Origin of the sequence: Haloarcula sp. NS06, from assembly GCF_051122755.1 — an archaeon.
Lineage (GTDB): Archaea > Halobacteriota > Halobacteria > Halobacteriales > Haloarculaceae > Haloarcula.
The window spans coordinates 2372779-2384410 of the sequence record NZ_CP184844.1 but is presented as its reverse complement, the minus strand read 5'-3'; the positions used below and the strand labels follow the sequence as shown (position 1 = coordinate 2384410).

General features: G+C 62.7%; 11 protein-coding genes. 6 read left to right on the top strand and 5 right to left on the bottom strand.

Features of this window, described 5'->3' with window-relative positions; genetic code table 11:
* Positions 1–5: 5 nt before the first annotated feature.
* The 3 genes from ACODNH_RS16280 to ACODNH_RS16270 form a co-directional block, all read right to left on the bottom strand.
* Complete coding sequence (locus ACODNH_RS16280) at positions 6–2453, bottom strand: type II secretion system F family protein (RefSeq protein WP_434530580.1); 2448 nt, start codon at positions 2451–2453, stop codon at positions 6–8.
* A gap of 1 nt (position 2454) precedes the next feature.
* Entirely contained in the window at positions 2455–4077 is a 1623-nt protein-coding gene (locus ACODNH_RS16275) for a type II/IV secretion system ATPase subunit (RefSeq protein ID WP_306707474.1), read from the bottom strand.
* Positions 4078–4210: 133 nt separating this feature from the next.
* The gene (locus ACODNH_RS16270) at positions 4211–4711 is read right to left on the bottom strand and encodes a TIGR04206 family protein (RefSeq protein WP_306706023.1); all 501 of its coding nucleotides are present in this window, start codon (positions 4709–4711) and stop codon (positions 4211–4213) included.
* Between the two features lie 102 nt (positions 4712–4813).
* Here ACODNH_RS16270 and ACODNH_RS16265 point away from each other — a divergent pair, with 102 nt between their 5' ends.
* Positions 4814–5239 (top strand): DUF5793 family protein, encoded by a 426-nt coding sequence (locus tag ACODNH_RS16265; protein WP_434530579.1) that lies wholly within the window; start codon positions 4814–4816, stop codon positions 5237–5239.
* Between the two features lie 15 nt (positions 5240–5254).
* Here ACODNH_RS16265 and ACODNH_RS16260 read toward each other — a convergent pair whose 3' ends face one another.
* Positions 5255–6037: an NAD-dependent protein deacylase gene (locus tag ACODNH_RS16260; RefSeq protein ID WP_434530578.1), complete on the bottom strand. Its 783-nt coding sequence runs from the start codon at positions 6035–6037 to the stop codon at positions 5255–5257.
* A gap of 229 nt (positions 6038–6266) precedes the next feature.
* Between ACODNH_RS16260 and sucC the strand changes: the two genes are divergently transcribed.
* The 5 genes from sucC (at position 6267) to ACODNH_RS16235 (ending at position 11135) form a co-directional block, all read left to right on the top strand.
* Positions 6267–7415 carry an ADP-forming succinate--CoA ligase subunit beta gene (gene sucC, locus ACODNH_RS16255; RefSeq protein WP_434530577.1) on the top strand — a complete coding sequence of 383 codons (1149 nt, stop codon included), beginning with the start codon at positions 6267–6269 and terminating at the stop codon, positions 7413–7415.
* On the top strand, positions 7412–8284 hold the full coding sequence (gene sucD / locus ACODNH_RS16250; RefSeq protein ID WP_434530576.1) for a succinate--CoA ligase subunit alpha: 873 nt from the start codon (positions 7412–7414) through the stop codon (positions 8282–8284). Before sucC ends, sucD begins: the two co-directional genes overlap by 4 nt.
* Before the next feature lie 43 nt (positions 8285–8327).
* Positions 8328–9320 carry an ATP-binding protein gene (locus ACODNH_RS16245; protein WP_434530575.1) on the top strand — a complete coding sequence of 331 codons (993 nt, stop codon included), beginning with the start codon at positions 8328–8330 and terminating at the stop codon, positions 9318–9320.
* A gap of 245 nt (positions 9321–9565) precedes the next feature.
* Complete coding sequence (locus tag ACODNH_RS16240; protein WP_004593153.1) at positions 9566–9802, top strand: hypothetical protein; 237 nt, start codon at positions 9566–9568, stop codon at positions 9800–9802.
* 262 nt (positions 9803–10064) lie between these two features.
* On the top strand, positions 10065–11135 hold the full coding sequence (locus ACODNH_RS16235) for a sensor histidine kinase (protein WP_306706007.1): 1071 nt from the start codon (positions 10065–10067) through the stop codon (positions 11133–11135).
* A 20-nt stretch (positions 11136–11155) separates the two neighbouring features.
* Here ACODNH_RS16235 and ACODNH_RS16230 read toward each other — a convergent pair whose 3' ends face one another.
* The gene (locus tag ACODNH_RS16230; RefSeq protein WP_306706005.1) at positions 11156–11587 is read right to left on the bottom strand and encodes an SRPBCC family protein; all 432 of its coding nucleotides are present in this window, start codon (positions 11585–11587) and stop codon (positions 11156–11158) included.
* Positions 11588–11632 lie beyond the last annotated feature (45 nt).

Genomic DNA, 11632 nt, shown 5'->3' with positions numbered 1-11632 from the left:
CAGCGTCACTCGACCGTGTACTCGACGGTGACGTTCTCGCCAGCCGTCGACGACGCATATGGCCGGTCCGGGGTCCCCGAACTGTCGCCGAAGCGGTAGTCGAGTTGCTGGTTCTCGTTGGTGTCCTGATGGGCGACGAGTACGAGCGACTGGCCGGTTGACGGCGGCCTGTCAAGCGTTATCTGTACGTCGCTGTGGGACCCTGAGGAGAGATACTCGGAAGTTCCAAGCACTCTTCCATCCTCTTCGAACTGGCGGACAACGATGAATCCGCCCTCCGAAAGAGACGCTGATTCGACCGTTATCTGGTCACCGGAAACGGCTGGGCTGGTGACCGTCATCGACGCGACCGGCGAGGACAGCAGGATGAACGCGATGTACGCGACACCCAGCAAAATTGCGGCGTGTTTCGCGCCGTCCTTGAGCGTGCCCTCACCGAGTTGGCCGCCAATGAAGCCGGTCAGGACTGCCTGAATGAGGGCAGTGTGGAAGAAAACAAGCGTGTACGCGGCCTTATCGACGCGGCCGAAGCGAGCGAACTGGTCGACGCTGACGCCGAGACGGTTCGATTCTCCGGCCGGCGTCGGCACACTGGAGGGCAAACTCGGGACGAGCACTTCCTGCACGGCGACGATGATGACCAGAAACACCAAGAAGGCGACGTAGATGACGACGAGGTAGGTGAGCATTTGCTGGCGTCGCCGTCGTTTCAGCCGGAGGTCGGCCCGCGACTGGGTCGCCGCGATGCGGAACACCTGGCCGAGCTGGCCCGAGGCGTGCATCGCGTGGGTCAACAGTGTCACGATGCGCGTAATCGCCGTCGTCTGGACCCGGCGACCGAACCGGACGAGCGCGTCATCGACGTTCGCGCCCATCCTGATGTCAGCCCAGATGCGGTGCATCTCTTCGGTGAGCACGCCGAGGTCACTGCCACGAACACGGCGGAGGCTCTCCACGACGGTCATCCCGGCTTCGTTCAGGCTCGCCAGCCGTTCAAGCAGATCCGGCGTCGCGTCCTCGATACGGGACAGCCGCTGGGTGTAAATGAACCGAACTAGCGCGAACGGCCCCAGGATAAGGAGGACTGACTGGATGACGAGGTCGTCGAGGAGACGGATGTTGACCGTCGACGCCTGAAACGCCGCCGGGGCGCGGACGACCAGCAACACTACTGCGACGGGCACGGTGAGATAGAGGACGTACACCGGGTTCCAGACCAGCGATTGAATCGGAGAGCTGAGCAGTTCGCGAAGCGATTTCACGCGGTCATGGAACCTGAGCCGGTGCCAGTTCGCCTCGTCGGCTGGGACGACGCCGCCGTCGGTCAGGCTGAGAGGGCCAGACCCCAGACTGGGTTTCCCCAGCGTCGCCGTTTCGTACCGGTCCAGAATATCTGTCGTCCCTCCGTTCCCGATGCCCAGCGACTGGAGCTTGCTATCGAGATACACCATGAAGCCGACGTTAGCCAGCGGGATGACGAGATACGCCATCGACTGCAACAGCCAGAGCGTGTCCGTCGTCGTCAGGCCGAACACAAGGAGAATCGTCATCAGGAAGAGGACGGCGGCGACGAACACGGTGACGTACGCCTCGGCGACCGTGGCCAGCCGCTCCAGTAGGTCTTCCTGCCGCTCAGCGGCCTGCTCCTGATGGCGCTCGTACTGCTCGCGGAGGAACGGGGCCAGCGACTGGCCGCTCTGGAGGACGCTGGAGAGGTTCTCGGTGAACGTCTTGAACTGTTCGCTGGGAGTCCGCCGGGAGACGTGTTCGAGCGCCGTGATCATGTCCCGGCCGAACAGGTCCATCTCCCGGACGGCGACACCGACTTCCTTCGCCGTGTCGCCGTAGATTTCCTGGTTTCGGGCCAGCACACGCATCACGTCGGGGAAGGACATTCCACCGCGGGAGAGCGCGTACATGAAGGCGATGGTGCGGGCCATCCCCTCGTCGATGTTCCGGCTCCGCACGTCCGCCTGATTTTTCAGTCGCTCCCAGCGGTAGAGGTACGTGAGTCCGGCCGTTGCTGCACCCGAAAGCACGCCGCCGCCGATGAGGATGTAGAGCGTCTGTGTCGGCGTCAACACGAGCTCGAACGTGCGCAGGCCGAAGGCAGTCACCATCGTCGAGGGGAGTCCCTGTGCGAGGTTCACCAGTGCCGGCAGAATCAGCAGAAAGCCGCCGATAGCGTACGCGCCAGTAATAGCGCCCCCAACGGCTCCGACACAGGCGTACACCAGCGTCCTAGCGGCGTAGCCGCGGTACGTCTCATCGACGTATGCGGCTTCGAGCTGGCGTTCGCGTTTTGACGACTGGCCCACGTACCGGCCGAAGAGCCGTCGGGACAGCCGCGTGACGTTGCGGTCGAAGCGCTCGTTGACAGTGCTGTAGCCGACCAGCCCAAGAATTCCGACGACGACGGCGAGCGGTGCCAGACCGAGCGGGTTCAGCGCCATGTCAGGCTATCGCGTCGTCGTCGATGTTTGCTATGACCTGCTCTTTGTCCGCGTAGTACTTGTTGACCATCGCCGTGAACTTCCGGTAGTCGGTGATGCCTTCGGACTGGAGATAGCGGAGGAACCGCTGGCGGTTGCGGAGTTCGGTCAGGAGTTCCGACTGCGTCCAGCCGCGCTCCTCCCTGATTTCGTCCAGTAGCTCGCTGTTGTTCTCGGAGAAGCGGTCCTCGGTGGCTCGCCAGTTGTACGTCGTCGAGTAGTCCAGTTCACCGGTCCGCTGGTCGATGCCCTCGATTTCGGCGAGCGTCTTTGCACGGCGGACGCGCTCGTCACCCGAGCGGGCCAGCACCTGCACACAGAGGATATCGAGGCTCTGAACCATCGGTCGTGGGACGTTGATCGGCTCGTTCTCCAGCCGATTGATGACCGTCTGGACCGAGTCCGCGTGCATTGTCGAGAAGGTCGTGTGGCCAGTGTTCATCGCCTGGAACAGCGTGATAGCTTCCTCGCCACGAACCTCGCCGACGATGATGTACTCGGGACGGTGCCGCAGCGCGGACCGTAGTAGGTCGTACATCGTGATGTCCGAATCGTCCAGTCGCTCACGGGTGACCGAGGAAAGCCAGTTATCGTGATACAGGGATAGCTCACGGGTGTCCTCGATTGAGAGTACTTTCGACCGGGGCGGGAGAAACATTGCCAGCGCGTTCATCGACGTGGTCTTGCCGGCCGCCGTGCCGCCGGCGAAGATGAGCGACTTGTTGGACTCGATTGCCAGCCAGAGATACGCCAGCATCTCGACGGAGAATGTGCCGTACTCCAGCAATTCGATAGGTGTGAACGGCTCGTCGGCGTACTTCCGGATGGTGAACGCGGAGCCGCGCGGGGTCACTTCTTCGCCAAGCGCCAGTTCGATACGGGAGCCGTCCGGGAGCGTCGTCGAGACGACGGGGTCCGAAACGGAAACGTGTCGCCCCGAGCGCTGGGCCAGCTGGATGACGAAGTCGTTCAGTTCGTCGGCGTCGTAGACGATGTTCGTCTCGATGTCCGTGTAGCCGTCGTGGTAGACGAAGATGGGAAGGTTCGCCCCGTCACAGGAGATGTCCTCGATGTCCGGATCGTGCATCAGAGGGTCGATGTGTCCGTAGCCCTGGAAGGAGCGATGCAAGTAGTAAAACAGGCGGTAGAACGTCTCTGGCTCGATGACGACGCCATACTCCTCCAGTCTTGCTTCGAGTTCCTCGGCGAGGACGCGCTCCGGGTCGGTGTCCACATCGTCGCGGTAGATGAGCGGGATGCGGATATCCTCGAACAGGCGGTCGAGCAGTTCTCGCTCGATGTTGCTCAGCGACGGCTCGACGACGTGATACAGGTGTTCGTCGCGGTCGGGGTCGTGGTTGATAGAGGCGAAGGCGAAGGGAGCATTCAGCCAGTAGCGGTCGACCTCGTTGTAGCCGTCCAGCCCGTCGAACTCGACCAGTGTCCCGTGGCGACTGGGGTCGTAGTTCGCCGTCGGAACTGCTGACCCGCTCAGCACCGTCGCGGTCCGCGAGAGCCACGACTGGATGTGGCCGAGCGGGTCCGAAACGAAGTCACCGGGTTCGGGAGATTCTGGGTTCGACATTGGTGGGTCAGTGGGGAGCACACGGTGCTCCGCGGAATATACCTCTGCTATCGTATCCACCTACTTAAATTCGCTCGCCAAATTATCAGGAGTATAATCGCCAGCGGTCGGACGAACGGGACCGGACTGGCTGTCACGCGCGGTCGACGGTCAGCAGCAGATAGGCGAACACGAGCGCGACAAGCGCCCCGATGGGGACGGTGATGCCGGGAAACGACGTGATGAACAGCCCGCTGGCAGCGAGCGTGAGGACGCCAACAAGCCCGAGTAGCCCGCCGAACACTCGTACCGGGTCCACAGGAAGGGCGGCCTCAACGCGGTCCTCAGCGGCGTAGTAGTAGAGGCTGAGACCGAGCGGGAACAGGAAAACGAACAGGGCTGCGACCCCGAGTGTTCCGGCGAGCGTGAGCGGGTCCGACTCCTGGAACGCGGCGACCTGCCACGCCCAGAGAAATGGCCGCTCTCCGGGGAGGGTCGCTCCGAAGATGAACTGGAACCGGAACGGGAGAAAGCGAAGCCCGACGACAGTGACCCCCTCGATCTCGAACAGCGACACCGACCACGGAGCCAGTCCCACGAGCCACGTCGCAAGCACCGCGAACTCGCCCGCGTACTCTGATTTCACCCAGGCCATACTACTGTCAGAGGGTAGGCCGGTCCGGTAAAAGCTACCGATACCAACAGTCGGTGCGCCGTTACGTTCATTTGGCCGGGCCACGTACCTGTAAACACCGGAATGAGGCGTGATTACTTCACCGTCGACATCCAAGCTTCGGCCACCGACAACGACGACCCCACGGTCGCGATTGTATACGATGGGCCGACAGGAGAGCTCCGTGAACGCCTCAGCAAAGTAGACGGCGGCACACTCGATGGCGAGGAGATCGACGTGACCTTCCGCCGCCAGCCAGAGAGCGACGGCGTGCTCTCGCTGACGAACCGACTCACCGGCGAGTACGTCTTCGAGGCGACAGCACCGACGGCGGACATCGACGCACTTGTTTCCGCTGCGGACGCCCAAGAAGACCCACAGTTTACAGTCCGCCTCACCGACGGCGAGGGCGAGTCGCGGACCTACGAGCTACGGACGCTGCTCGTCTACGACCACGATGGGAGCCTCCTGCGCGGGCAGAGCCTGATACCCGGCAGCGTTGAGCTGTAAGCCGTCTCCGCGCTGCTAGACCCGCTTACCAATCGCCGGAAGAACCTGCGTGACATCCGCACGAAGCACGTGCGCCGCATTCGTGTCACGCGGCGTCTCCTCGTAGTTTATTACGACCAGCGTGCTGCCCGCTTCTGCCGCGATTTTCGGCAGGAGCGACGCCGGCTGGACCGACAGCGACGACCCAACCGCCAGAAGCACGTCACTGTCCCGTGCGAGGCGCTGGGCTTCGTTCATCGCCACGTCGGGCATTGGTTCGCCGAACAGCACCACATCGGGCCGGTAGACGCCGCCGCAGTCACAGCGTGGCGGCAAGTCGCTGCTTTCGGCGGCCTGTTCGAATACCGCTTCCGCGTCCCGTCGGTGGCCACAGTCGTCACAGACCACGCGCCGATGGGTTCCGTGCAGTTCGACGATCCGGTCCGTCCCGGCGGCGTCGTGCAGCCCGTCGATGTTCTGCGTGAGCACGGCGTCGAGGTGCCCCGCAGATTCGAGTGTCGCCAGTGCCTCGTGGGCGGCGTTAGGTTCGGGATCTATGTCGCCGTAGATAGCCTCCCGAAGCGAGAGCCGGTCCGCCCAGAAGCCCGCTGGGTCGGCATCGAGCCGACGGCGGTGGAAGTCGGCCGGGTCGTGGCGTTCCCAGATACCGTCGTCGCCGCGGAAGGAGGGGATGCCCGATGCGGTCGAGACGCCTGCACCGGTGAGCGCGACAGCAGTTTCGGCGGTGCGAAGCGCATTAGCCACAGCATCAAGCGTATCGCCATCAATATCGTCGATTCCGTGCCTGTCGTCGGCCATGTGCTCGCTTCGGAGTCTGAGGCTGTGGGTCTATCGGATTGAACCCGACAGCGAGGACACCCGCGGACGCGCCCTCGTGTTCTGAGTCTCCGTACTGCATCCATGGCACTGCGTACGCACAGCTCGCTCTCGCCACCCACAGTAAACTGGGACCTGGGACTGGCCCCGCTTGGTCGCAGGAAGAGAAACGGACGGATTTAAATCGCCACCGCCCGCCTTTCTGCATGACATGCGCTTGCACGAATACCAGGCGAAGCAAGTCTTCGCTGACGCGGGCATCCCGACGCCCGCCTCGCAGCTGGCCAAGACAGTAGATGAGGCCGTCGACGCGGCCGAGGAAATCGGATATCCGGTCGCCATCAAGGCACAGGTCCACGTGGGCGGCCGCGGCAAGGCCGGCGGCATCAAGCTCGTCGAGTCAAAGGAAGAGGCTCGCGAGGCCGCCGAGGACATCATCGGGATGGACCTCAAGGGCTACCACGTCTCGACGGTGCTCGTCGAGGAAGCCGTCGACTTCGTTAACGAGCTGTACGTCGGCGTGACGATGGACCGCGGCGAGGGCCGCCCGGTCGCAATGGTCTCGACGAAAGGTGGCGTCAACATCGAGGAGGTCGCCGAGGAGGACCCCGACGCCATCGCCCGAGAGCACATCGACCCCGCGTTCGGGATGCACCCGTTCCAGGCCCGGAAAGTCGTCTACGAGGCCGGCGTCGACCGCGAGGTCGCAAACGACGTTGCGAGCGTTCTCACGACGCTGTACCAGCTCTGGGACGACCGTGACGGCGCTGACACGGAAATCAACCCGCTGATGATTACCAGCGACGACGAGGTCATCGCGGCCGACGCAGTGATGAACGTCGACGGTGACGCCCTGTTCCGCCAGCCCGAAATCGCGGAGATGGGCGAGGAAGCAGCAGAAGGCGACGAACTCGAACAGAAGGCCGACGAGTACGGCTTCGACTACGTCCGACTCGACGGCAACGTCGGTATCATCGGCAACGGCGCAGGCCTCGTGATGACGACGCTGGACCTCGTTGATTACTACGACGGCGAGCCCGCCAACTTCCTCGATGTCGGTGGCGGCGCGAAGGCCGACCGCATCGCAAACGCGCTCGATATGGTGTTCTCCGATGAGAACGTCGATTCAGTCGTGTTCAACATCTTCGGCGGTATCACCCGTGGCGACGAGGTCGCCAACGGCATCAATCAGGCGCTGGAGCAGTTCGACGAGATTCCAAAGCCAGTCACCGTCCGACTCGCAGGGACCAACGCAGAGGAGGGAATGGAGATCCTGAACGAGGATCTGGTGACAGTCGAGCATACGCTGGAAGACGCCGTCCAGCGTGCGGTTGAGTACGCAAAGGGGGTGGAAGCATGAGTGTTCGAGTCGACGAAGACACGCGCGTCGTTGTACAGGGAATCACCGGCGGTGAAGGGAAGTTCCACACCGAACAGATGCTGGAGTACGGCACAAACGTCGTCGCCGGCGCAGTGCCCGGCCGCGGTGGGCAGGAAGTCGCCGGCGTGCCGGTGTTTGACACCGTCCAGGGCGCGGCCCGCGAGGCTGACGCGAACGCCGCTGTCGTATTCGTGCCGCCGGCCTTCGCCGGCGACGCCTGCTTCGAGGCGCTCGACGCGGACGGTATCGACCTCGTCGTCGCCATTACCGAGGGCATCCCGACACAGGACATGGCCCGGGTCTACCGCAAACTGCAGGAGACCGACACGCATCTCGTCGGTCCGAACTGCCCCGGCGTCATCACGCCCGGCGTCGCCAAGCTCGGTATCCTCCCGGGGAACATCTTCTCCGAGGGGAACGTCGGTCTCGTCTCCCGTTCGGGGACGCTGACCTACCAGGTTGTCGACAACCTCACCAACCGTGGCATCGGTCAGTCGACGGCCATCGGCATCGGCGGCGACCCGATCATCGGGACGGACTTCATCGGTGCGCTCGAACAGTTCGAGGCCGACCCCGACACTCACGCCGTCGTCATGTGTGGCGAAATCGGCGGCGAGGACGAGGAGGAGGCCGCGCGCTTCATCGGCGAGCACATGGACACGCCGGTCGCTGGCTTCATCGCCGGTCGGACCGCGCCGCCCGGAAAGCGCATGGGTCACGCCGGCGCTATCGTCTCCGGCTCCGGTACCGGGACCGCGCAGTCGAAGATTACCGCGCTAGAGGACAACGGTGTCCCAGTCGGTGACACGCCGGAAGAAGTCGCCGACCACGTCGAAGACTTGCTGTAGGGCACCGTCGGTTTCTTATCGCCAGTTTTCGTAGTGTTACCAAATGACGCCTGCTCGTGGCACCGTCTATCTCGTGGCCGGTACCGAAGTGACTGATCTGGCTAGGGCGCTCTCCGAAGCACTGACGACAGATGAGGCAACAGCCGAGGCCGTCCGAGACACGAGCACCGTACAGGACCGGCTGAACAACGGGGACGTCAGGGGTGTCGTCCTCAATGACGACGGTGAATACGACGGGGTTGCGGTATTCGAGGAACTGCGGGCAGGCGGGGCCGAGATTCCGATTGTGCTTGTCGGGACCGACCCCGAACCGGACCGGGTCACCGAGGCGCTCCAGGCCGGCGTCACTGATTATGTGACCGCAGAAGCGCCGGCATCCCTGCTAGCCGCGAAACTTGAAGCGTACGCAGCCCGGTGGCCGACTGACTGGCGGGTCGGTGCCGGACAGTGGGACAAGATTTCGAGCGGCATCTCCCACGACGCGAAGAACCCACTGAACGTTGTCATGGGCCGGTTAGAGCTACTGGACATTGGTGAGCCCCATGAAGACGCATTACTTCGGTCCGTCAACCGAGTCGAGACGCTGCTTACCGACCTCTCCCGCATCGGAAGCACCGCGTGCCCCGTCTCGGAAACGGACTCGCTCTCGGTTTCTGACGTAGCCACTGAAGTCTGGGCCGCAGAGAGCTACGAGAATGCGACGCTGGAAGTGGTGACTGACGTGTCTGTCGACGCCGAAAACGACCGACTACAGTTGCTCCTTCGCGAGCTGTTCGACAACGCGGTCACACACAGCAAGGAACCCGTAACTGTCACCATCGGTGCCACCGAGTCTGGGTTCTACGTGGCCGATGACGGCCCGGGGATTCCCGAATCGGACCGCAGTGAAGTGTTCGACCAAGGCTTCGGGACAACGCGGGAAGGAGAGGGATACGGACTGTTCCTCGTCGACACGGCGGCGAGAGCCCACGGGTGGACCGTGTCGGTCGGCGAGAGCGAATCTGGCGGCACGCGGATCGACCTGACGACAGCCTAGCCGTCGAGGCATGAAAGACATGTGGACCTCTTGGAGACAGTGGCTACGGTGTCTGACACCGAACTGGCTGTTGCCGAGATGTGTACATCGCTAGTCAGTTCTGTCAACCATTACTGTCCAAGATGTGAGATGTATGTGATGCCGAAAACCGACGGACGGCGGCCGGCCCGAACCTTCCGTCAACGGAAAGAAGCGGCCGTGAACGTTCCGGTATCGCTATAAGGGATGAATCAGTATTTCCGAATATGCCTCATATTTGTCGGAACTGTAAGCGGACCTTCGGTACAGAACTCGAACTCGAACTCCACCGCGACACATGTTCGGACGGACAGCTCTACTGTGACGAATGTGGCGACCGATTCACCGAACGAGCGGCCACGGAAGATGGCTGGCACTATCGATGTCCGAATGACGACTGTGACGGCACCGGCATCGACGACGACATTCATAAAGTATCGGACGCACGCGTGACCAAGCAGTAGCTGGCAAAGAACAGGCCGGGACGGCAACTGTCGGACGACAACGCCGGAGCAGATGTCGAACGCCCGTTCAGTTGGCCAGCAGCGGTAAATGCACGCCTAACAAACCAATGCGGAAGTGACAGACCCAGATCGCCGCTCAGATCGCCTGCCAGCCCTTATTCAGGGAGTTGGGTGGTTCCTCCTGCTCGGAGGCGTGGGTACCTATTTTTATTTCTCTGACGCTGGACTGCCAGTCCTTTTTACTGCAGATTTTGTGGTCAGTATGCTGGTAATCGTGCCGTTTGCAGCGGCGATCATCGTCGGCGGGTTCTGGCTCGGCAACTCGAAGATCGGTCCGGATCGGTATCGACGTATCGGGGTCTGGTTCGCTGGCGGACTCGTCTCTTTTCTACTGTTGAATGTGGTGATGATTTTCACCTGGCCGACAGGGTCGCTGGGTGAAGACATCGGCTGGGCACTGTTCGCGGCTGACGTCGGCGGCGCTGGTGGCCTCATGATGGGTATCTTCGAGGCGCGAGCGATATCCCGGGCTGTCGAGGCCGAGCGACATCGACTCCACCGGGAGGCCATCGAGCAGCGCAACGAACGGCTCGACGAGTTCGCCGCCGTTGTGGCACACGACCTCCGGAACCCGCTCAACGTCGCGTCCGGGCAGGTCGAACTCGAGCGAATGGACCGCGACTCGAAGCACCTGAAGGCGGCTGCAACAGCGATGGACCGAATGGAGACACTCATCGACCGGACCCTAACGCTGGCCCGGAGCGGGCACGTCATCAGCGAGACGGAGACCGTTGCTCTCGGGGAACTGGTCGACAGCTGCTGGGAGGCCGTGCCGACGATGGGCGCGACGCTAGAAAACGAGGTGACAGCCGTCATCGACGCCGACCCGGATCGGCTCCGCCACCTGTTCGAGAACCTGTTTCGGAACGCTGTGGAGCATGGTTCTACAGGCAGTCAAACGGGGTCCGATGACAGTGTCGAGTACGGGTCCACAGGCGGGCAGTCACCGTCAGCGGACACCCTCGACCGTGGCAGTGCTGACCTGACGATTCGTGTCGGCGAGATGCCTGAGGGATTTTACGTTGCCGATAACGGCTCCGGAATCCCGTCGGAAAAGCGTGATGCGATACTCGACGACGGCTACACTACCACCGACGGCGAAGGTGGGCTGGGGCTGGCAATCGTCCAGCGCATCGTTGAAGCCCACGGCTGGGAGATCGACGTGACTGAAAGCGACGGGGGCGGGACACGCTTCGAGATTACGAACGTCACGGAGACGGATGGATTCAACGGAGAGGCCTACACGCGCTCGAAGACACCGATACAGCCCTGATGAGTCAGCGCGGTCGCTGCCTATGCCTCGCGTTGCTGTGCCAGAGCGGCGATCCGCTGGCACGCTCGGGCACACACCGGGGCGTAGCCAGTCGCCAGCGGGGGAATTTCGAATCCGACGACGGAGCCGCCAGCCCGTTCCTCAGCGAAGTGACCAGTCGCTGGGAGCCGTGCAACGTTCCACGTCCAGCGGTACGGCGTACACGCTGTCACTTCAAACGGGAGCCACACCGCACCAGCAACGCGAACGCGGCCGGTCGTCCCGTCGTCGATATACCGGGTCACTGTTTCGACGGCTGTGACAGATGGCCCCCAGTCTGCCCAGCAGTCGGTGTCGGTCAGGACGTCCCACACAATGTCGACCGACGCGTCGACGTCGTGCCGGACGAGAAGGCGTCGTCCGTCCGGTGTTTTCTCAAACGAAACGCTGCTCGTTCCCAGTTCGAGTGCCATTATCAGAAGCAATAGGCCGGAGCCAAGGTATAGGTTAGTTCACTC

Bases quoted from the DNA above. Each gene is read 5' to 3' on its own strand.
- ACODNH_RS16235 (WP_306706007.1), top strand. From the start codon at position 10,065: ATGCTGGTAATCGTGCCGTTTGCAGCGGCGATCATCGTCGGCGGGTTC.
- ACODNH_RS16260 (WP_434530578.1), bottom strand. From the start codon at position 6,037: ATGGCCGACGACAGGCACGGAATCGACGATATTGATGGCGATACGCTT.
- ACODNH_RS16280 (WP_434530580.1), bottom strand. From the start codon at position 2,453: ATGGCGCTGAACCCGCTCGGTCTGGCACCGCTCGCCGTCGTCGTCGGA.
- ACODNH_RS16240 (WP_004593153.1), top strand. From the start codon at position 9,566: ATGCCTCATATTTGTCGGAACTGTAAGCGGACCTTCGGTACAGAACTC.
- sucD (WP_434530576.1), top strand. From the start codon at position 7,412: ATGAGTGTTCGAGTCGACGAAGACACGCGCGTCGTTGTACAGGGAATC.
- ACODNH_RS16275 (WP_306707474.1), bottom strand. From the start codon at position 4,077: ATGTCGAACCCAGAATCTCCCGAACCCGGTGACTTCGTTTCGGACCCG.
- ACODNH_RS16230 (WP_306706005.1), bottom strand. From the start codon at position 11,587: ATGGCACTCGAACTGGGAACGAGCAGCGTTTCGTTTGAGAAAACACCG.
- ACODNH_RS16245 (WP_434530575.1), top strand. From the start codon at position 8,328: ATGACGCCTGCTCGTGGCACCGTCTATCTCGTGGCCGGTACCGAAGTG.
- ACODNH_RS16265 (WP_434530579.1), top strand. From the start codon at position 4,814: ATGAGGCGTGATTACTTCACCGTCGACATCCAAGCTTCGGCCACCGAC.
- ACODNH_RS16270 (WP_306706023.1), bottom strand. From the start codon at position 4,711: ATGGCCTGGGTGAAATCAGAGTACGCGGGCGAGTTCGCGGTGCTTGCG.
- sucC (WP_434530577.1), top strand. From the start codon at position 6,267: ATGCGCTTGCACGAATACCAGGCGAAGCAAGTCTTCGCTGACGCGGGC.